This window comes from Vreelandella arctica, assembly GCF_037070215.1.
Taxonomy (GTDB): Bacteria; Pseudomonadota; Gammaproteobacteria; order Pseudomonadales; family Halomonadaceae; genus Vreelandella; species Vreelandella arctica.
Window position 1 is genome coordinate 98,117 of the sequence record NZ_JBANSN010000003.1, and the last position, 20,278, is coordinate 118,394.

The following is a 20,278-nucleotide window of genomic DNA, read 5'->3' on the forward strand; positions in this document are numbered from 1 at the left end:
GCGCTTATTTAACCTTTTTAGTGGGTTTTGCTTGCTGCTAGTCGGGTGCTCTGGTATAAAGTGCCACCTTTAAACTTGGGTTGAATAACGGATTTGGATAAAGCTTGGCGGTTAACGGCGCCGACACCTTCCCTGCTCCGGTTTGCCCGACAGTTTTGAACACTCAGGTTCTTATATCCTGGCCAAGCAGTTGGAGGCTCTAATGTCCAAAGTATGTCAGGTTACCGGCAAGCGTCCGGTAACTGGAAATAACGTTTCACACTCCCAGCGTAAGACACGTCGTCGTTTCTTGCCAAACCTGCACACCCACCGTTTTTGGGTAGAGTCTGAAAACCGCTTCGTCAAGCTGCGCGTTTCCACTAAAGGAATGCGCATCATCGACAAGAAAGGTATCGACACAGTTTTGGTCGCTATTCGTAAGCGCGGCGACGCTATCTAAGTAAGCCTATTGGGAGAGTTGAACCATGCGCGATAAAATCAAGTTGGTGTCTAGTGCCGGTACTGGTCACTTCTACACCACTGATAAGAACAAGCGGAATACCCCGGATAAGTTCGAATTCAAGAAATTCGATCCGGTTGTCCGTAAGCACGTTATCTACAAGGAAGCCAAGATCAAGTAATCGCGTAAGCGATGATGATCGGTTTTCTCTGCAGGCGAACGTCTGTGCAAAAACCCGGCCCCAAGCCGGGTTTTTGCATGCATGCTTTTTATGCGCAGCATGCCTAGCGAATCCATCTTCATTAGGCTGTCATCACAAGCCGTTACGATGCTCAAATATGCCCGAACTGCCCGAAGTTGAAACCACCCGCCGTGGGATTGCGCCTTATATTGAAGGTCAGGAAGTCACCGAAGTGCTGGTGCGTCAGCCGCGGCTGCGCGTGCCCGTGCCGGATGACTTGGCCGAGCGGTTGGTGGGCGCACGCATTGGCGTATTGAAGCGGCGGGCAAAATATCTGCAGATTCCCATTCAGCCGGTTAGTGCGCTTGCAGATGATGCTAGTGCCACGCTGTTATGGCATTTGGGCATGTCGGGTAGCCTGCGTATTGCCCAGGTGGGGGATTTGCCTAAAAAGCATGACCATGTCGATGTGGTCACCGCTAACGGCTATGTGTTGCGTTATCACGACCCCCGTCGGTTTGGCTTTGTGGATTGGCAGGCCAAGGATGAAACGCAGGATAAGCGTCTTGCGCATTTGGGGCCCGAGCCATTGTCTGATGCGTTTAATGGCAAGTGGCTTTACGCCCGCTCGCGCAACAAGCGTGTGGCAGTAAAGCCATTTCTGATGGACAACCAGGTAGTGGTGGGTGCCGGTAATATCTACGCCGCGGAAGCGCTGTTTATGGCGGGCATTGATCCGCGCCGTGCGGCAGGGAGAGTTTCTCGCGCTCGTTATGACGCTTTAGCCCTTGCTGTGAAAGAGGTGCTGGCGGCGGCGATTACCCAGGGTGGCACTACGCTGAGAGACTTTGTTAGCGGCCAGGGAGAGCCCGGCTACTTTGCTCAGCGGCTAAATGTTTACGGCCGCCACGGTCAGCCCTGTTTGCGCTGCGGCGCGGAGCTTCGCCGCATTACGCTAGGCCAGCGAGCCAGTGTATTTTGCCCCGGTTGCCAGCGCTAATGCCTGCCTAATAAGTGCTAATGTTTTACTGACGTTTTGCCTTGGCTAATTTTTGCTTTGCCTAGGTTTTTAAAACAAAGTTTTTGGAGATTGCTGTGACCCAACGCCTGCGCCTGAATAAAAATGCTGACCGCCGCCTGAAAGCGGGCCATCTCTGGATCTACTCCAATGAAGTAGATATCAAAGAGACGCCGCTGAAAAACTTTGCGGCAGGCGAAACCGCCCTGGTAGAAGCCTCCAACGGAAAAGTCATGGCGGTGGCTTACGTTAATCCCCATTCGTTAATCGCGGCCCGCGTCATGTCACGTGACCCTGAAATGCGCTTGGATCGTTCGCTGTTTGTGCACCGCTTTAACCAAGCGCTGGCACTACGTCAGCGTCTTTATGAGCAGCCGTATTACCGCTTGATTCACGGTGAAGGCGATTTGCTGCCAGGCTTGGTGATTGATCGTTTTGGCGATGTTCTCGTCGTGCAGCTCAATACGGCTGGCATGCAGGCGTTGGCTGATGAGATTGTTGATGCGCTTGAAAAAGTCGTCAAGCCTGAAGTGATCGTTTTCCGTAACGACACTGGCGGTCGTCGTCAGGAAGGTCTCGAGGCCCACGTTGACGTTATCAAGGGCACGTTGCCTGACGAAGTGGTGCTGGAAGAGAACGGTGCACGTTTTGTCGTGCCGGTACTTAATGGCCAGAAAACCGGTTGGTTCTTCGATCACCGTGTTAATCGAGAATGGCTCAATCGCCAAGTGGCCGGTAAGCGCGTGCTGGATGTCTTCAGCTACGTGGGCGGCTGGGGTGTGCAGGCAGCCGTTCACGGCGCGAAAGAGGTGATTTGCCTAGACTCTTCGGGTCCAGCGCTAGATCAGGTTGCACGTAACGCCGAGCTCAATGGCGTTCAGGAAAGAGTGGCTGTTAGTGAAGGCGATGCATTTGAAGCCTTAGCAGCATTGAAGGCAGAGGGTGAGGAGTTTGACGTGGTCATTCTTGATCCGCCTGCGTTCATCAAAAAGCGTAAGGATATCCCTAACGGCGAGCGTGCCTATGCCCGCTTGAACCGCGAAGCCTTGCGCTTGCTGGGTCGCGACGGCCTGTTGATGTCCGCCTCCTGCTCAATGCACCTAGCGCCCGAGCGGTTGATGGATGTGGTACGTGGCGCCGTTCGCCACCAGGATCGCCATGGCCAGGTGATTTTCCAAGGCCATCAAGGCCCTGATCACCCAGTACACCCAGCCATTCCTGAAACGTCTTACCTGAAAGCGTTGGGAGTGCGTGTGTTCCGCGACTAATTCACACGAGAGTCAGGATAAAGAGGAGCCAAGGATGGAGTGGGCGCTGCCCGATCCTTTTGTGATCGATATCCGTGTCGCTGATGAGGCAATTGATGCTTATCAGCACGTTAACAACAGCGAGTACCTGCGCTGGGTTGAGCAGATTAGCTGGGCGCACTCTGAAGCGCTCGGCCTCTCGCTTGAGCGTTACCGAGAGCTTGACCGTGCGATGGTGGTTCACCGTCATGAACTGGACTACCTCGCACCTGCTTTTGCAGGCGATGAGCTACAGTTGGCGACCTGGATTGTCGATTGCGATGAACGCTTCAGTCTGACGCGGCGTTTTCAACTAGCGCGTACCAGCGATTCCAAAACACTGCTTTATGCCCGCACGCGCTTTGCCTGCGTGGCGCTCTCAACGGGGCGGCCCAAACGCTTGCCCGAGGAGTATCGGCGCATCTATGGCGGCGCCGTTATCGTTGAGTGATTGAAAGAAGAGTGGAATTTTTCGTGCAGAACCGGCAATCGTTAGATTTTTCTCCTAAAAAACGCCTTAACCGGCGTTTTTTTTGTTTTGCTTTGCTGGGGTGGTGGTCAACGTTAGCTGTGCTGTAATTTGCTTAACAAGACGACTGACCTTTAAAAGCACAGGGAAAAAAACCAATGAAAATCGCCGTCCCCAAAGAGATCAAAAATCACGAGTACCGTGTCGCGTTGACGCCCACTGGTGCGCGTGAGTTAGCCGGTCGTGGCCACCAGGTCAGCGTTCAAGCTAGTGCCGGTGAAGGCGCTGGCTTTACCGATGCCGATTACCAGGCCGCCGGTGCTCAGATCGAAGCCGATGTGGACACACTGTGGTGCAATGCCGAGCTAATCCTCAAGGTGAAAGAGCCCCAGCCTGACGAGGTGGCGCGGCTCACTCCGCAGCATACCCTGTTCACCTATCTTCATCTGGCCGCCGAAGAGCCCCTTACCCGTGGGTTGATGAAAAGCGGCGCCACCTGCATCGCCTATGAGACGATTACCGATGCCCGTGGCGGCTTGCCACTACTCGCGCCGATGAGCACCGTAGCAGGGCGAATGGCCGTTCAAGCCGGTGCCCATAGCCTGGAAAAAGCCCAGGGCGGTGCAGGCGTGCTGCTGCCCGGTGTGCCCGGTGTGGCGCCGGGGAAAGTGACGGTCATCGGTGGTGGCGTCGTCGGCGAAAATGCCGCTCGCATGGCATTGGGGTTAGGCGCAGAAGTCACCATTCTGGATAAATCTCTGGCGCGGCTGGAAGTGCTGGATGACCGCTATCAGGGACGCATCAAAACGGTTTATTCCACCGCCGATGCACTTGAAACGGCCACCCGTGAGTCGGATATGATTATTGGCGCGGTGCTGGTGCCCGGCGCCGCTGCGCCTAAGTTGATCACTCGCCGCATGCTAGCCGATATGAAGCCCGGCAGTGTACTGGTCGATGTGGCGATTGATCAGGGCGGCTGCTTTGAAACCAGTAAGCCCACTACCCATGCCGAACCGACCTATATCGTTGATGGCATTGTTCACTACTGTGTCGCCAATATGCCCGGCGCCGTGGCCCGTACCTCTACCCAGGGGCTGACTAACGCCACGCTGCCCTTCGTGCTTGCCCTGGCGGATAAAGGCTGGCAGCAGGCGCTACGTGACGACCCGCACTTCCTGCCCGGTCTTAATGTGCATGCTGGTCAAGTTACTTATCAAGCCGTGGCAGACGCCTTTGGGCTGAAAAGTAGTAATCCCGCGAGTGTTGTTGGAGGCTAATAAATACGCAGTCGTTGGCGCTACCATTGGCTTAATAGTGTGGCGGAAGTTCATCCTCGGGGCGTTGGCCGCCCTGGGGTTCGCTTGCTTGAAGTGCTTGATGCTGCTCGCGCAGGCGTTCGCGCATCAGCCCACTCAACTGCTCCAGTTTTTCCAGGCGGCGCTCCTGCTGAATCACCGCTTGGTCCAGCGTGTCCAGCCAGTGTTCTTGATGCGCTAAGCGGCTTTCTAAAGATTCCACAAGCTGGGTTAGCTCGGCAGGCGATAATTCGTGGGTCATGATAACATTGCAACCTTATGTAGTAGTATGCCAGTACTATTGGGAATGGGCCTGATAGTGCGGGTATTGTCCTTCGTCTGTTACCCATACAACAAGAGAGCTTTTATTGTCTATGAACCCAAAAGTTGTGTTTCGCTGTTTCTTAATCAGTGTATTACTTGCCGCCCCCACGCCACTTCTGTTGGCGGGGATTGTTCGTTTAACCAATAGTGCCCTCGCCGAGCAATTAATGGAGGTGTTGGCAGACAGTAGCGGTGTCTATATTGCTGTTGCTATCGGATGTTTTATTGTTCTGTGTATTGGCACATTAGCGTCTGCCGCTTTTGCGCCCTCAGTAGTGGTGGCGTCTGATGTGGTAGCGCGTCCTAAGCCTGCATCGCGCCAGCCTCAAGCGGCTGCTCCCATGGACGATGATGAGGAAGAAGACATCATCGACCCCAATGATGGCCGTGAAGAGGGCGAAGTGAAGTGGTTCAATACTAACAAAGGCTATGGTTTTATTACCCGCGATAATGGTGAAGATGTTTTTGTACACTTTCGCGCCATTCGCGGCCGTGGCCCGCGTATGTTAGCTGAAGGCCAAATTGTGCGTTATCACGTGATAAAAAATGAGCGTGGTTTGCAGGCCGACGATGTGAGTATTATTGAGTAAGCTTAACGGCTAGCTAAATTGATCGTAGGATAGTAAACGACCCCGCTTCGGCGGGGTCGTTTACGTTATAGGGTCTGTTAACGGCCCGAATCAGGCCACTCTATGGCTCCCTCTTTACCGCCTGGAAGCACTTGCCAGAAGCGGTCAGGGTCATCGCCGGGGTTCCAGCCGCCCAATGAGCATCGTACCTCGGTCTGAAGCGCCTCTGCGGCTTGCTGAGCGCACTCTTGGTCAGTCATCCAAGGGGTATGGTTGCTATCAAACCATAGGCTGGCAAAGCCATCGGCGGCTTTATCGACCAGTAATACCGGCACACAGTCGCCCTGATACTGACCTCGGGTTTGCCATTTGCCTTTGCCTGCCGGGCTGAGCGGCGGTGCGATTAGCGTGCTTTTTAGCCACTCATTGAGCGCCTCCAGCGAAACGCTAGCCAGGTAGATTTCTATATCGGGATAACGCTCCATCATACGTTTACCTCGCCGGAGACGAGCAGCGCCTGCAGCGTCGCTTCGTAAATCCGGCTTAAGTCGTCGAGGTCGCTAGCGCGAACGCGCTCATTGACCTTGTGGATGGTGTCGTTCAGCGGGCCTAGCTCGACCACCTGAGCGCCCAGAGTAGCAATGAAGCGGCCATCTGAGGTGCCGCCGCTGGTAGAAAGCGCTGGACGCTCGCCAGTCACCGCTTCAACGCCTTTGATGGCGGCATCGACAAGCTCGCCCTCGGCGGTCAGGAAAGGCTCGCCGTTAAGCGTCCAGTCTATCTGATACTCCAGGCCATGCTGAGCAAGAATGGTTTCCGTGCGCGCTTTGAGCTCTTCATGAGTCACTTCGGTTGAGAAGCGAAAATTAAACACCACTTCGACATCGCCAGGAATCACATTAGTGGCTCCGGTGCCTGCACGCAGGTTAGAAATCTGAAAACTGGTGGCAGGGAAGAAATCGTTGCCCGCGTCCCAATGCTCATTGACCAGCGCGTCGAGTGCTGGCATCGCTTGATGGATAGGGTTGCGCGCTAAATGCGGATAGGCCACGTGGCCTTGTACGCCCTTGATGTGTAGCGTGGCACCAAGCGACCCGCGACGACCGTTTTTGATTACATCACCCAGCCGATCGGTGGACGAAGGCTCGCCGACAATACAGTAATCAAGGCGTTCATTGCGCTCACGCAGATGCTCAACCACCGCGCGGGTGCCGTCGACCGCTGGGCCTTCTTCGTCGGAAGTGATCAGAAAGGCAATGCGGCCGTCGTGCTCTGGATGATTCGCGACAAAGCGTTCAACGGCGGTCAGCATGGAAGCGAGGCTGCCTTTCATATCGGCAGCGCCACGCCCGCACAGCATTCCCTCTGCGTCGATGCAGGGCTCGAACGGGGGGGACTGCCAGTTGATATAGGGGCCGCTGGGCACCACATCGGTGTGGCCCGCGAAAGCCACGACAGGGCCGTGATGACCGCGCACTGCCCAAAAATTCTTTACATCGCCAAAGGGCAGCCGCTCAACATTGAAACCGAGCGCTGTTAAACGCTCGATCATGAGTTCCTGGCAACCTTCGTCGTCCGGCGTTACCGAGGCTCGGCTGAGCAGCTCAAAGGCAAGTTGTAGCGTCGGCGACAGCGCTTCAGGCTCAGTTGTGGGCATGCAACGCCTCGTTCAGAGCGATGGCACTTTTGTTGGTCAGGCACTCAATGCGACCGTTCTGCGAGTTGCGGCGCCACAGCTGATCGTCTTGGCCTGCTAGCTCCCGAGCGGCAACGGTGTTCACTTCCTGCCCCTGGTCATCAAGCAGCGTCACTTTGGAGCCAGCGGTGATATAAAGCCCTGCTTCCACCGTGCAGCGGTCACCCAGGGGAATGCCGATGCCAGCGTTTGCGCCGATTAAGCAGCCTTCGCCTACTTTAATGACGATATTGCCGCCGCCGGAGAGGGTGCCCATGGTCGAGCAGCCGCCGCCGAGGTCTGAACCTTTGCCGACCATTACACCCGCCGAAATGCGGCCTTCTATCATGCCGGGGCCTTCGGCGCCTGCATTGAAGTTGACAAAGCCTTCGTGCATCACTGTGGTGCCTTCGCCCAAGTAAGCGCCAAGACGCACGCGGGCAGTGTCGCCGATGCGGATACCGGTAGGTACCACGTAGTCGGTCATTTTGGGGAATTTGTCCACGCAGTCCACGGAGAGCGCGCGCCCCGCCAAGCGCGCCTTTAAGCGGCGTGTAGGCAGCTCTTCAATATCGATCGCGCCTTCGTTGGTCCAGGCAATATTGCGTAGCAGACCAAACATGCCGGTCAGATCCAGCCCGTGGGGCTTCACTAAACGGTGGGAAAGCAAATGGAGCTTGAGGTAGACCTCGGGAGCGGTCTGTGGTGGCTGGTCGGTGTCCAGGAACATAGCCACCAGCGGGCGCTGGCTAGCGGAAAGCGCTTCAGCGAGCTCTGCTTGAGCGGAGTGGCCAGCGGCCTCTAAGGCTTTTGCCAGGCGTGTGCAGTCTTCAGGCAAAAAGCTAATCGCAGCGTTGCCTTGCGGCGCATCCAGCGCTTGCTGAGCAGCGGCTACCAAGCTCGCCTCGGGATTGAACAGCGGTGCCGGGTAGTAGATTTCCAGCCAGTCGCCTTGGGTGTTTTGGGTGCCAATTCCAAGCGCAAAGCTCAGCATAAGAGAGTGTCCTGTAGTGATGAGTGGTGGAGAATGAAGAATGAGTGCGGCTAGCGACTAACTGCTCAGCTTGTCGTAATCGCCGTCGCGGTAGCCAACCAGAATGGTTGAGTCGTCTACTTCTAGTAGTGGTCGCTTCAGTAGCGTGGGATGTTTCACCAGCATCTGGCGAGCTGACGTATCAAAGGCATCTTTCTCTTCTTGAGGGAGGTCGCGCCAGGTTTTGCTACGTTTGTTGACGACATCGGCAAGCGGTAGGCGTTCTAAAATATGCTCAAGCAGACCCGCCGAAAGGCCATCTTTGCGCAGGTCGTAGGTCTTGAACGCAATACCTTTGCCTTCCAAGGCTTTTCGCGCCTTACGGCAGGTGTCGCAGGTATTAATAATATAGAGCGTCAGCATACAGCCTCCATGAACTAAAGCGTTATCGCGGTTAACCGCGCTCAATAAGATGACGGATACGCTGCGCCGCTTCCAGCGTAGGCGCCAATTCGGCTACCAGCGCTAATCGCACACGTCCTGCGCCAGGGTTAATGCCGTTTGTCCCCGTGCGGCCCATTAAGCTGCCGGGCAGTACGCTGACATGCTGCTCGGCAAATAGGCGCTGGGTGAAAGCGATGTCATCGCCGCCGGGTACTGCGGGCCAGAGATAGAAACTGGCTTGAGGCGCTGGGAAGCTCATGACAGGCGCAAGCACATCGGTCACCGCGCTAAATTTTTCCCGGTAGGCGTCGCGGTTAGCGCGCACGTGCTGCTCATCCTGCCAGGCAGCAATAGACGCGTGCTGAATGGGTATCGACATAGCGCAGCCGTGGTAGGTGCGGTAGCGCTTGAAGGGGGTTAGCAGAGCTGCATCGCCTGCCACAAAACCCGAGCGCAGGCCGGGCAAGTTAGAGCGTTTGGAGAGCGAGTGAAATACTACGCAACGCCGATAATCGTTACGGCCCAGTTCGGCGCAGGCTTGTAATAGACCGGGCGGTGGGGCGGTCTCGTCCAGGTACAGCTCCGAATAGCACTCGTCTGACGCGATGATGAAATCATGCTCATCGGCCAGAGCAATGAGTTGCTTGAACTCTTCAATGGGCGTGACGGCCCCGGTGGGATTGCCCGGTGAGCAGATAAATACGATCTGCACTTCACGCCATGTCTCGGCGGACACAGCGCTAACGTCTGGTCTAAAATTGTTCTCAGCGGTGCAGGCCAAATAGAGCGGCTCGCCGCCTGCCAAGAGCGTCGCACCTTCATAAATTTGATAAAACGGGTTAGGTACCGCGACTTTCGCAGGGCGTGTGCGATCCAAGGCTGCCTGCACAAAGGCAAAAATCGCTTCCCGAGTGCCGTTGACCGGAACGACATGCTGTTCGCTGTCGAGGTCGCGTAGCTGAAAGCGCTGCGTTGCCCAGTTAGCGATGGTTTCACGAAGCGCTGGCAAGCCGTTGGTCGCCGGGTAGCGGGCCATTTCCAATTGGTGCGCTACTAGGGCATCAAGCGCTGCTGGGTAGGGCGCGTGCTGTGGTTCGCCAATGGTCAGCGGTATATGGGCGAACTCGGTGGGCGGAGTGAGCGTCGCCTTTAGCGCCGCCAGCTTTTCAAACGGGTAGGGATGCAGGGCGTCGAGGTCGGCGTTCATGATGTGTCCGTTAGTGGCTGGCTGGCATAAGGCGACGATTATAGGCAAGCCCCGGTGCAGGCTCAAACCTAACTGGGTGATCATCGTTCGTGAGCAGGCTTGCCGGTGCCGAGGGCAGGTTTCCGCGAGGGCGCTGTAAACCCATCCGTGGGCGCTACTTTCGACATCTGACCGCCATGGATGGCGGAAATGCCGGAATTGTTGGGAACATTTTCCGGCCCTGGCGAAAGACCCCTCGCTCCAACCTGCCCTCGGCACCTAGTTACCTGCACTCTTAACCGGAGTTATTTCTCAAACCCCCAACACTTCAATCAAACGTTCGCGCAGCTGCTGCTGGCGCTCGGGATCGGTCAGCGGCTCGCCTGCCTTGGTGGTAATGAAAAAGACGTCCTCCACCCGCTCGCCGAGGGTGGCGATTTTCGCCGCTGAAAGCGAGATATCCTGCTCCATAAAGATTCGACCCACGCGAGCCAGCAGGCCGGGGCGGTCGGGGGCCGTTAGTTCCAGCATGGTGCGCTCATTAGCCGGGTCCTGCTCAATCAGTACTTCCGTGGGTACCTTGAAATGCTTGAGCTGGCGCGGCGTGTGGCGCGTGACGATATCTGGATAGTCATCGGGGTCATCAAGCTCTTCAACTAAGTGTTGGCGCATTTCTTCGATGTGCGCAGGGTCGCGAATCGGTTGGCCATGGCTGTCGAGCACAATAAAAGTGTTCAGCGTCCAGTCGTTGTGGGAAGTGGCGATGCGTGCGTCGTGGATCGATAGCCCCAGCTGCTCCATGGCGGCGGCAGTGGCGGCGAACAGATCATCCACCGAACGGGTATGGATAAACACCTTGGTGCCGCCTTCGGCCATGTCGGCGGTGGGCGCGCTGATCAACACCAGCGGCAGCGGCGACTGGTTGTGGTTCAGGATGCCTTGGGTCTGCCAGACAATTTCGCTAGGCGCATACTGGAGAAAGTAGTCCTCCCCGAGGGATTCCCAAAGCTGGTCGATTTGTGCCCGGTTAACGCCAATAGTTTGCAGTAGCGAGCGCGCCTCGGTGCGCGTTTCGCGTACCCAGTCATCTCTGTCAGGTGGGTTGTTTAGGCCGCGGCGCAGAGCACGCTTGGTCTCAGCATGCAGCTGGCGTAGCAGTGTCGCCCGCCAGCCGTTCCACAGCGTTGGATTGGTCGCGTTGATATCGGCAACGGTGAGCACATACAGGTAATCCAGGCGGGTTTCATTACGCACCACCAGGGCAAAATCGCGAATCACATCGGGGTCGCTAATATCGCGCTTTTGCGCGGTCATCGACATCAGCAGGTGGTGCTCCACCAGCCAGCTGACCAAGTTCGTATCGTGAGGCGAGACGTGATGCCGCTGGCAGAACTGTTCAACGTCCCGGGCACCAATTTCCGAGTGGTCGCCGCCACGGCCCTTGCCGATATCGTGAAATAGCCCGGCAATCCACAGTAGATCCAGCTTGGGAAGCTGCTGCATCAGCGCTGCCGCCACGGGGAAGTCGCCTTTCGCTTCCGGCTTACGGAAGCCGTGCAGAAACTTGAGCAGCCGCAAAGTGTGGGCATCGACGGTATAGATATGAAACAGGTCGTGCTGCATCAACCCCACGGCGCGGCCAAATTCGGGCAGGTACTTGCCCAAAATGCCGTAGCGGTTCATGCGGCGAAGCTGGCGCGGTACGTTGCCAGGGGCGCGCATAATGGCCATAAACAGCCGCTGGTGGCGCGGGTCTTCCCGGTAGTGGTCGTCAATCTGGTGGCGATGATCACGAATCAGTCGGATGGTATCGGCGCGAACCCCTTCAATTTCGGGGTGCTTGGCCATCAACAGAAACAGCTCCAGCATCGCTGCCGGTCGCTCGCGGAACAGGTTACGCGAGCGTACTTGAATATAACCGCCCTTAGTTTCAAAGCGCTCGTTCAATTTAACGGTGGTCAGTGCCTCTTTGCCGCGCAGGATGACTTCGTCAAAATGCTGCAGCAGCATATCGTTAAGGCCCGCTAGCGCGGTGACATGGCGGTAGTAGCGCTTCATAAACTGCTCAACCGCGAGGCGTTCAGGCGTATCGCGGAAACCAAACATCTCGGCAATGGTGCGCTGGTGATCAAACAGCAGGCGGTCTTCGGCGCGGTCGGTGAGCATATGCAGGGCGTAGCGCACTTGCCATAAAAATGCCTGCCCCTGGCTCAAAATGCGCAGTTCGGCGTCGTTCATAAAGCCGTTAGCGACGATGTCGGTGTACTGTTCGGTGCCAAAGTGGCGTTTGGCTACCCAGCCGATCATCTGAATATCGCGCAATCCACCGGGGGAGCTTTTGAGGTTTGGCTCCAGGTGATATTCGGAGTTGTTGTAGCGGTAGTGACGAGCAATCTGCTCCTGCCACTTGGCCTCAAAGAAGCGGTCGGCGGGCCAAATGTGCTCGGCGCTGAGGCGCTCGCGCATGGCTTCACGCAATGCCTCCGGCCCCGCGATCAAACGTGATTCGAGCAGGTTGGTAATCACGGTCACGTCCGCTTCGGCTTCCCGTTCGCAGTCGTTGAGCGAGCGTACGCTGTGACCTATCTCCAGGCCAATATCCCACAAAAACGTGATAAAGGCAGTGAGCGGTTCGCGGTAGGCGGTGTCGTCGTCCTGCTCCAGCAACAGCAGCAGGTCAATGTCGGAGTGTGGGTGCAGCTCGCCCCGGCCATAACCGCCGACTGCGACCAACGCGATGCCGTCATCGGGCCACTCGTGTTGCGACCAGGCAATGGCCAATAGCTGATCTAGGTACCAGGCGCGACCACGAACGAGATCGCGAATATCCGCTCCGGCGCGAAACTGGTCATCGAAGCGTGCTTGTAGTTCACGCAGCGCGGCCTTGAACGGGGCGACCGGGGAGCGAGAACCTGCAAGCTCGGTGCGAAACAGGTCTAAATCGAAAAGCGAGGTGTCCGGTTCAAACCGGTAGTGGTGAAGAAGCATTAGTTGTTCAAGAAACTGAAGTCTTCGTCGCGACGCGCGGTCAGCACTTCAACACCAGATTCAGTGACCAGCAGCGTGTGTTCCCACTGGGCGGAGAGGCTGCGATCCTTAGTGACGGCGGTCCAGCCATCGCGCAGTACCTTGGTTTTATAGTCACCGACATTAATCATCGGTTCGATGGTGAAGCACATGCCGGCAGCAAGCTTGATGTCGGCGTCCGGCGCGTAGCCGTCATAGTGCAAAAACTGCGGCTCTTCGTGGAAATCAGCACCGATGCCATGGCCGCAGAAGTCGCGCACCACCGAGTAGCCATGCTCTTCGGCATGCTTTTGGATCACTCGAGCCAGTTCGGAAAGGCGTACACCAGGCTTCACCAGTTCAATACTCTTGTACAGGCACTCCTGGGTGATGCGACACAGCCGTTCGCCCTGAATAGTCTCGCCCACCACGAACATTACGCTGGAGTCGCCGTGATAGCCGTGCTTGGTCTTGACGGTGATATCCAGGTTCATGATGTCGCCGTTTTTGAGCTTCTTGGCGTCATCGGGAATGCCATGGCACACCACATGGTTAATGGAAGTGCAGGTTGCCTTGGGAAAACCGTGGTAGTTCAGCGGCGCCGGGGCCGACCCCAGTTCGTTAACGATATAGTCGTGGCAAAGACGGTCGATTTCCCCCGTGCTGACCCCTGCCTGGACATGTGGGGTGATCATTTCGATAACGCTAGCCGCTTGGCGCCCGGCTTCGCGCATGTGTTCGATTTCAGAAGGCGTCTTGATAGGAACGTTCATGAATACTCGATATGGATTCAGAATGGAAAAATTGAATGGCGCAATTTAAGACCGTCAAACGGGGTGCGACTTCATCTTGGCAATGATCTATGGTATAAAGCCGCGCGCTTTCCTGCAATCGTGATTCCAAGCTTCTTAGCTGGGAAAGACGGCAGTAGGGCAGGGCGATGAATCCGCAGCATGCTCATTAAAGAGCACACTGCTTGTTTGATCACTAAAAACATCAAGCCTTAAAAACACACATGCACCGGCACATGGTCCCGGGTGCCGCTGGCAGCGTTTAACGCGGTCAACGGTCGGATCCATGGGGTGCGTGGAGGCCTAACCCGAGTTTGAGGAGTTTTACCATGTCTCACGTTAATATGCGTGACCTGCTCAAAGCAGGCGCTCACTTCGGTCACCAGACCAAGTACTGGAACCCGAAGATGAGCAAGTTTATCTTCGGCGCGCGCAACAAGATTCACATCATCAACCTCGAGCACACCCTTCCGGCGCTGAATGAAGCGATCGATGTGGTCGAGAAGATGGCGGCATCCAACAACAAAATTTTGTTTGTTGGCACCAAGCGCAGCGCTAGCAAGGTAATTAAAGAAGAAGCGAACCGTGCAGGTCAGCACTTCGTCAACCATCGTTGGTTGGGCGGCATGTTGACTAACTTCAAGACCATCCGTCAGTCGATTAAGCGTCTGCGCGATCTTGAAACCATGCGCGAAGACGGCACGTTCGAGAAGCTGACCAAAAAAGAAGTTCTGGTAGCAACTCGCGAGCAAGAAAAACTTGAGCGTTCTATCGGCGGTATCAAGAACATGGGCGGCCTGCCGGACGCACTGTTCGTGATCGACGTTGACCACGAGCGCATCGCGATCAACGAAGCCAACAAACTGGGCATCCCGGTTATCGGCGTGGTGGATACTAACTCCAACCCCGATGGCGTTGATTACGTAATCCCCGGCAACGATGACTCCATCCGCGCTATCCAGATCTACGTTAAAGCGATTGCGGATGCGTGTGGTCGTGCCAAAGAAGGCAACGCGCAAGAGTTTGTTGAAGTGACCGAAGAGGCCGCTGCAGCTGAAGACAACACTGCCGCCGAGTAAATCGTCGCAGTGGGTGCGGTAAGCAGATGTGCCGCATCAAGAAAAAGGGGGCTATGCCCCCTTTTTTCCCGCGACAGACGTATGGTCTGAGCGGACGAATTTGCCGGCACTCAATACCGGCCCCGCAATACAGAGAGACATAGGGCAGAGTGATACATGATGGTCATTTATCATGCCTATACTCTGTGTTGCGTTTAATTCTCATAGCATTATTTCAGAGGTGAATTCTCATGGCAGCTATCAGCGCCTCTCAGGTCAAGGAACTTCGCGAACGTACCGGTCTCGGCATGATGGAGTGTAAAAAAGCACTCACCGAAACCGACGGTGATATCGAAGTTGCGATTGAAAACCTGCGTAAAAGCTCAGGCCTAAAAGCGGCTAAGAAAGCCGACCGCATCGCCGCCGAAGGTGTTGTGGTAACGCGTGTAGCGGAAGACGGTAGCTACGGCGTTATGGTCGAAATCAACTCCGAGACTGACTTTGTTGCGCGTGATGACAACTTCATCGCGTTTGCCGACAAGATCGCCGGCGCTTTCTTCACTGCAAAAAGTGAAGACGTTGCCGCTGTTATGGCGGGCGAGCTGGAAACAGCACGCGAGCAGTTGGTTCAGAAAATCGGTGAAAACATTGGCGTGCGTCGTGCCGTCGTTGTTAATGCTGCTGACGGTGGCTTAGTGGGCGAATACGTTCACGGTGGCCGCATTGGCGTTCTAACCGTGCTGACAGGTGGAACGTCAGAAGCGGCGAAAGACGTTGCAATGCACGTAGCGGCGATCAATCCCTCCGTTGCCCATCCGGAAAACATGCCTCAGGAAGAGCTGGACGCTGAAAAAGCGATTATCCTGGCGCAACCTGACATGGCCGGTAAGCCGGAGCAGATCGCTGAGAAGATGGTTCAAGGTCGCTTGAAAAAGTACCTGGCAGAAAACAGCCTGACCGAGCAGCCGTTTGTTAAAGACCCGAACCAGACCGTTGCTGAGTTTGTGAAAGCAGCGGGCGGCGAAGTAGTTGGTTTCACGCGCTTTGAAGTGGGTGAAGGCATCGAGAAAGAAGAAGTCGACTTTGCTAAAGAAGTTATGGAACAGGCTGGCCGTCGCTGAGGTCAGAGGTTTCAGAAATAAGATGGCGTGCGCGCGAGCGCACGCCTTCGCGTATCCGGCCCTTGCATAATTAATGCTAGTATAATCGGCCCTTAGATAGCTGATTTTATACACTGGTTTTATACCAAGGGGCTGCCCCGCCTGCCTGTTTTCAGGTCTGCCTCAGGAGAGATGCCATGTCGAGTGATGTTCAAGAGCCTACCCCCCACGTAGCACCCAGCAAAGCCGCAGGCACAAAATCAAAATACAAGCGTATTTTGCTTAAGTTGTCTGGCGAAGCGCTAATGGGGGAGCACGATTTTGGTATTGACCCTAAGGTACTTGACCGCATGGCGCTGGAAATCGGCCAGCTTGTTGGTATCGGGGTGCAGGTAGGAATTGTGATTGGCGGCGGCAACCTGTTCCGGGGCGCCGCACTCAATGAAGCTGGCATGGATCGCGTGACTGGCGATCATATGGGTATGTTGGCCACCGTAATGAATGCGCTAGCCATGCGCGACGCGCTAGAGCGCTCCAATATCCGCTCGCGAGTGATGTCGGCTATTCCGATGAGCGGTGTGGTAGAACATTATGACCGCCGAACCGCTATTCGTTATTTAACCTCCGGTGACGTAGTGCTGTTCTCTGCAGGCACGGGTAACCCCTTCTTTACCACCGATTCGGCTGCCTGTTTACGCGGCATTGAAGTGGATGCGGATGTGGTGATCAAAGCGACCAAAGTCGATGGCGTCTACAATAAAGACCCGGTAAAACACCCTGATGCTGTGAAGTATGACCAGCTCTCTTATGATGACGCCCTGGATCAAAAGTTGGGTGTGATGGATTTGACCGCAATCTGCCTGGTACGTGACCATAATATGCCGGTGCGGGTATTTGATATGAATAAGCCTGGTGCCCTACTGAATATGGTAGTAGGGGGCAAGGAAGGCACGCTGATATACAGAGGGTAATGACGTGATTAACGATATTAAGAAAGATGCCGAATCGCGCATGAAAAAAAGCGTTGAGTCGCTGCATAGCAACTTCAATAAGATTCGTACCGGCCGTGCTCATCCGAGCATCCTGGACGCCGTGACTGTCGATTATTACGGCAGCCAAGTGCCGCTGAGCCAAGTGGCGTCAGTTAACGTTGAAGACGCCCGTACGCTGACGATTGCTCCCTGGGAACAGGGCATGGTGCAGAAGATCGAAAAAGCCATTATGACCTCTGATCTGGGTTTGAACCCGGCCAGTGCAGGCAACGTGATCCGTGTGCCGATGCCGATGCTCACCGAAGAGACTCGCAAAGGGTACATCAAGCAGGCGCGTAGCGAAGCTGAAAACGCCCGCGTAGCCGTGCGTAACGTACGCCGCGATGCTAACGGTGATTTCAAGTCGTTATTGAAAGATAAAGACATCACTGAAGATGATCAGCGTGAAGGTGAAGACGCAATTCAAAAGCTGACCGACAAGTATATCGCTGAGATCGATAAAGCGCTGACTGAAAAAGAGCAGGACCTCATGCAGGTATAAACCTGTGCTTTCTTCAGCCGCGGGCAGCTTAGGCTGCCCGTTTTGCCACACTCTGGCTGGTTTTTTTATGACTGATCTTTGGTGCGAGAAACCATGACCTCACCGCAGTTTCCTGAAGAACAGCCGGACGATACCGGTGCGCTTTCTCAGGCCGGGGAGGCGCCGCCGTCGCACGTTGCTATCATTATGGATGGTAATAATCGCTGGGCGCGCGCACGTGGGCTTTCAGGCGTACGTGGGCATCGCGCGGGTGTAGAAACGCTTCGAGCAGTGATACAGCGAGCCGCCGAGCGCGAGGTGAAAACGCTGAGCCTGTTTGCTTTCTCCAGCGAAAATTGGAAGCGCCCAGCTGCAGAAGTGAATGCGTTGATGGAGCTGTTTTTGATGGCGCTCAAGCGTGAAGTCAAAAAGCTCAACGAGCGCAATGTTCGCCTCTCGATTCTTGGTGAACAGCGCGGTTTCTCCCACGCGATACAAAAGCATATTCAGCGTGCTGAAGCGTTAACGGCGCAGAATACGGGCATGCACTTGGTGATTGCCGCCAACTATGGTGGGCAATGGGACATCGCCCGCGCGGCGCGCACCCTGGCTGAGCAAGTCGCGGCGGGCGAGTTGGTGCCTTCGGCTATTGACGAAGCCTGCTTTGATAAAGCGATGGGGGTGGATGATGTGCCGCCCATTGATTTGTGTATTCGCACCAGTGGAGAGCAGCGGCTATCTAATTTTATGCTTTGGCAAATGGCCTATGCCGAGCTGCATTTTTCACCGCTGTTATGGCCCGATTTCGGTGCTGAGGCGTTTGATGCGGCATTAAACGACTTCTGTCAGCGCCGTCGTCGCTTTGGTATGACGGACGAACAAATAGAGGCGCAAGGTGCTTAAACAGCGGATTATCACCGCAGCCTGGCTAGCACCGCTGGTGTTGGTTGGTCTGTTTGGATTAGACGGTGGCGCTTTTGCGCTGTTTACGGCGCTGATTGTGCTACTCGGTACCTGGGAGTGGGCCAATTTAGCCGGTATCACCCGCATAGCGCAGCGTGCTCAACTAGTGGCCGGCATGGCAGCGTTAATGCTGATAATGTGGCTAATAGATGCCGCAACCTCGGCATGGCCGCTTTGGCTGGCCGCTGCTGGTTGGCTGATCAATCTTTATTGGGTTACCCGCTACCCCGCCGCTGGTCAGCAGTGGCAAGCCACTCCGCGCCGATTAGTGATGGGCCTGTGGGTGCTGTTGCCTTGCTGGGTAGGTTTTAACGTACTGCGTGAGAGCGGTGTGGCTTGGCTATTGTTTGTGCTATTGCTGGTGTGGTGTGCTGATATCGGTGCTTACTTTGTGGGCCGCAACTGGGGTAAGCGCAAACTGGCACCTCGCGTCAGTCCTGGTAAATCCTGGGAGGGCGTGTACGGCGGCTTAGCAGCAACGGCTATTCTGGCCGTTGTGTTTGCCGTGTGGCTATCACTGGGTATGGCCAGTAGCCTCACGCTTATCCTCGTGACAGCAGTCGTTACATTGACCTCTGTGCTTGGGGATCTGCTGGAGAGCATGCTCAAACGTCACCGCAATATCAAAGATTCAAGCCAGCTGCTGCCAGGCCACGGCGGGGTGCTGGATCGCATCGATAGCCTGACAGCGGCGATTCCGCTATTTGCGCTGTTTTATCTTGAAGTGCTTATGCCGATGCTGGTTCAGGGGCAGCCGCTATGAGCCAACGGCAGCATCCACAAACTAAACCACCTACGCAGCGTGTGACGGTGCTTGGATCGACAGGATCCATCGGCACTAGCACGCTGGATGTAATCGGTCGCCATCCCGATCGCTACAGCATCCACGCACTTACTGCACACACCTCGAAAGAGTCACTATTAGCTCAGTGCTTAATACACCGCCCTGCGGTCGCTGTGCTGGATGATGAAGCTGATGCTGCTTGGCTACGCCAAGAGCTCAAACTTGCAGGCCTGCCAACCGAGGTGAACGCAGGGCCAGAGGCGCTGTGTGAGGTTGCCCGTGACGCTAGTGTCGATTGCGTGATGGCGGCTATCGTGGGCGCAGCAGGCTTGCTGCCTGCACTGGCCGCCGCCGAAGCGGGAAAGCGCGTGTTGCTGGCCAATAAAGAGGCACTGGTGATGAGCGGCGCACTGTTTATGGACGCTGTTTCGCGTTCAGGTGCGACGCTATTGCCGATTGATTCCGAACATAATGCTATTTACCAGTGTCTACCAGCAGAACATCGCGGCGGCTTGGCGCGCCACGGCATTAGCCAACTGCTGCTAACGGCCTCTGGGGGGCCGTTTCGTACCTGGAGCCAGGCTGATATTAATAACGTGACGCCTGAGCAAGCTTGCGCTCATCCTAACTGGTCAATGGGCCGTAAGATTTCGGTGGATAGCGCCACGCTGATGAATAAAGGGCTGGAGCTTATTGAAGCCTGTTGGCTATTTGATGCAACCCCTGAGCAGATCCAGGTGGTGGTGCACCCACAAAGCGTGATTCACTCCATGGCGGCGTATCAGGATGGTTCGGTGATTGCCCAATTAGGTAATCCAGATATGCGCACGCCGATCGCCTACGGGCTTGCGTGGCCTGAGCGTATTGACGCCGGAGTCGAAACACTGGATCTTTTTCAGGTGGCAAGGCTCGATTTTGAAGCACCTGATGAAACGCGCTTTCCCTGTTTGGGGCTTGCACGTGACGCCATGCAGCAGGGTGGTATGGCGCCTGTCGTATTAAACGCTGCTAATGAAGTCGCGGTCGACGCCTTTCTGCAGCGTCGGCTCGGTTTTATGGCGATTGGGCAACTAGTGGCTGACGTCCTATCGCGGCCCATTCATGGCCATGTAGACAGCCTTGAAAGCGTATTAGCCACCGATCAGTGGGCGCGACAGCAAGCGCAAGAGTTGGTGGCAAGGTGGTCCGCTTAAGCATTTGCTGAG

The 20,278-nt window shown here is 55.7% G+C and carries 22 protein-coding genes; 14 read left to right on the forward strand and 8 right to left on the reverse strand.

Features of this window, described 5'->3' with window-relative positions:
- Nucleotides 1-202: 202 nt before the first annotated feature.
- The 6 genes from rpmB to ald all read left to right on the forward strand — a co-directional run bounded on the left by rpmB (nt 203) and on the right by ald (nt 4,670).
- Nucleotides 203-439 (forward strand): 50S ribosomal protein L28, encoded by a 237-nt coding sequence (gene rpmB, locus V8L70_RS03515; RefSeq protein WP_022520205.1) that lies wholly within the window; start codon nt 203-205, stop codon nt 437-439.
- Nucleotides 440-464: 25 nt separating this feature from the next.
- Nucleotides 465-620: a 50S ribosomal protein L33 gene (gene rpmG, locus V8L70_RS03520; RefSeq protein ID WP_007111734.1), complete on the forward strand. Its 156-nt coding sequence runs from the start codon at nt 465-467 to the stop codon at nt 618-620.
- A 157-nt stretch (nt 621-777) separates the two neighbouring features.
- Complete coding sequence (mutM, locus tag V8L70_RS03525; RefSeq protein ID WP_336268868.1) at nt 778-1,620, forward strand: bifunctional DNA-formamidopyrimidine glycosylase/DNA-(apurinic or apyrimidinic site) lyase; 843 nt, start codon at nt 778-780, stop codon at nt 1,618-1,620.
- Between the two features lie 95 nt (nt 1,621-1,715).
- Nucleotides 1,716-2,906 carry a class I SAM-dependent rRNA methyltransferase gene (locus V8L70_RS03530; RefSeq protein WP_336268869.1) on the forward strand — a complete coding sequence of 397 codons (1,191 nt, stop codon included), beginning with the start codon at nt 1,716-1,718 and terminating at the stop codon, nt 2,904-2,906.
- 34 nt (nt 2,907-2,940) lie between these two features.
- On the forward strand, nt 2,941-3,375 hold the full coding sequence (locus tag V8L70_RS03535) for an acyl-CoA thioesterase (RefSeq protein WP_008959890.1): 435 nt from the start codon (nt 2,941-2,943) through the stop codon (nt 3,373-3,375).
- 176 nt (nt 3,376-3,551) lie between these two features.
- The gene (gene ald / locus V8L70_RS03540) at nt 3,552-4,670 is read left to right on the forward strand and encodes an alanine dehydrogenase (RefSeq protein WP_336268870.1); all 1,119 of its coding nucleotides are present in this window, start codon (nt 3,552-3,554) and stop codon (nt 4,668-4,670) included.
- Nucleotides 4,671-4,701: 31 nt separating this feature from the next.
- On the opposite strand, the gene V8L70_RS03545 is transcribed toward ald, so the two are convergent.
- Nucleotides 4,702-4,950 carry a SlyX family protein gene (locus tag V8L70_RS03545; RefSeq protein ID WP_101147424.1) on the reverse strand — a complete coding sequence of 83 codons (249 nt, stop codon included), beginning with the start codon at nt 4,948-4,950 and terminating at the stop codon, nt 4,702-4,704.
- 112 nt (nt 4,951-5,062) lie between these two features.
- On the opposite strand from V8L70_RS03545, the gene V8L70_RS03550 reads away from it, so the two are divergent.
- Complete coding sequence (locus V8L70_RS03550) at nt 5,063-5,602, forward strand: cold-shock protein (RefSeq protein ID WP_281362637.1); 540 nt, start codon at nt 5,063-5,065, stop codon at nt 5,600-5,602.
- A gap of 77 nt (nt 5,603-5,679) precedes the next feature.
- Here V8L70_RS03550 and V8L70_RS03555 read toward each other — a convergent pair whose 3' ends face one another.
- The 7 genes from V8L70_RS03555 to map all read right to left on the reverse strand — a co-directional run bounded on the left by V8L70_RS03555 (nt 5,680) and on the right by map (nt 13,638).
- Nucleotides 5,680-6,069, reverse strand: coding sequence for a hypothetical protein (locus V8L70_RS03555; protein WP_035564767.1), 390 nt, complete (start codon nt 6,067-6,069; stop codon nt 5,680-5,682).
- A complete protein-coding gene (gene dapE / locus V8L70_RS03560) occupies nt 6,066-7,238 on the reverse strand; it encodes a succinyl-diaminopimelate desuccinylase (RefSeq protein ID WP_176302515.1) in 1,173 nt (390 codons plus the stop codon). The genes V8L70_RS03555 and dapE overlap by 4 nt, the downstream gene beginning before the upstream one ends.
- On the reverse strand, nt 7,225-8,250 hold the full coding sequence (dapD, locus tag V8L70_RS03565) for a 2,3,4,5-tetrahydropyridine-2,6-dicarboxylate N-succinyltransferase (protein ID WP_336268871.1): 1,026 nt from the start codon (nt 8,248-8,250) through the stop codon (nt 7,225-7,227). Before dapD ends, dapE begins: the two co-directional genes overlap by 14 nt.
- A gap of 57 nt (nt 8,251-8,307) precedes the next feature.
- The gene (locus tag V8L70_RS03570; protein ID WP_336268872.1) at nt 8,308-8,652 is read right to left on the reverse strand and encodes a Spx/MgsR family RNA polymerase-binding regulatory protein; all 345 of its coding nucleotides are present in this window, start codon (nt 8,650-8,652) and stop codon (nt 8,308-8,310) included.
- A 31-nt stretch (nt 8,653-8,683) separates the two neighbouring features.
- Nucleotides 8,684-9,880 carry a succinyldiaminopimelate transaminase gene (dapC, locus tag V8L70_RS03575; RefSeq protein WP_336268873.1) on the reverse strand — a complete coding sequence of 399 codons (1,197 nt, stop codon included), beginning with the start codon at nt 9,878-9,880 and terminating at the stop codon, nt 8,684-8,686.
- A gap of 291 nt (nt 9,881-10,171) precedes the next feature.
- On the reverse strand, nt 10,172-12,847 hold the full coding sequence (locus V8L70_RS03580) for a [protein-PII] uridylyltransferase (protein WP_336268874.1): 2,676 nt from the start codon (nt 12,845-12,847) through the stop codon (nt 10,172-10,174).
- Nucleotides 12,847-13,638: a type I methionyl aminopeptidase gene (gene map, locus V8L70_RS03585; protein WP_336268875.1), complete on the reverse strand. Its 792-nt coding sequence runs from the start codon at nt 13,636-13,638 to the stop codon at nt 12,847-12,849. The genes V8L70_RS03580 and map overlap by 1 nt, the downstream gene beginning before the upstream one ends.
- A 347-nt stretch (nt 13,639-13,985) precedes the next feature.
- Here map and rpsB point away from each other — a divergent pair, with 347 nt between their 5' ends.
- The 7 genes from rpsB (at nt 13,986) to ispC (ending at nt 20,266) form a co-directional block, all read left to right on the forward strand.
- Nucleotides 13,986-14,735: a 30S ribosomal protein S2 gene (rpsB, locus tag V8L70_RS03590; protein WP_008959879.1), complete on the forward strand. Its 750-nt coding sequence runs from the start codon at nt 13,986-13,988 to the stop codon at nt 14,733-14,735.
- A gap of 230 nt (nt 14,736-14,965) precedes the next feature.
- A complete protein-coding gene (tsf, locus tag V8L70_RS03595; RefSeq protein ID WP_336268876.1) occupies nt 14,966-15,835 on the forward strand; it encodes a translation elongation factor Ts in 870 nt (289 codons plus the stop codon).
- Nucleotides 15,836-16,011: 176 nt separating this feature from the next.
- Nucleotides 16,012-16,785: a UMP kinase gene (gene pyrH, locus V8L70_RS03600; protein WP_088698827.1), complete on the forward strand. Its 774-nt coding sequence runs from the start codon at nt 16,012-16,014 to the stop codon at nt 16,783-16,785.
- Between the two features lie 4 nt (nt 16,786-16,789).
- Nucleotides 16,790-17,347: a ribosome recycling factor gene (gene frr, locus V8L70_RS03605; protein WP_336268877.1), complete on the forward strand. Its 558-nt coding sequence runs from the start codon at nt 16,790-16,792 to the stop codon at nt 17,345-17,347.
- 93 nt (nt 17,348-17,440) lie between these two features.
- Nucleotides 17,441-18,229, forward strand: a complete 789-nt coding sequence (gene uppS / locus V8L70_RS03610) for a polyprenyl diphosphate synthase (protein WP_336268878.1) — start codon at nt 17,441-17,443, stop codon at nt 18,227-18,229.
- Nucleotides 18,222-19,052 (forward strand): phosphatidate cytidylyltransferase, encoded by an 831-nt coding sequence (locus V8L70_RS03615; protein ID WP_336268879.1) that lies wholly within the window; start codon nt 18,222-18,224, stop codon nt 19,050-19,052. Before uppS ends, V8L70_RS03615 begins: the two co-directional genes overlap by 8 nt.
- A complete protein-coding gene (gene ispC / locus V8L70_RS03620; RefSeq protein ID WP_336268880.1) occupies nt 19,049-20,266 on the forward strand; it encodes a 1-deoxy-D-xylulose-5-phosphate reductoisomerase in 1,218 nt (405 codons plus the stop codon). Before V8L70_RS03615 ends, ispC begins: the two co-directional genes overlap by 4 nt.
- Nucleotides 20,267-20,278 lie beyond the last annotated feature (12 nt).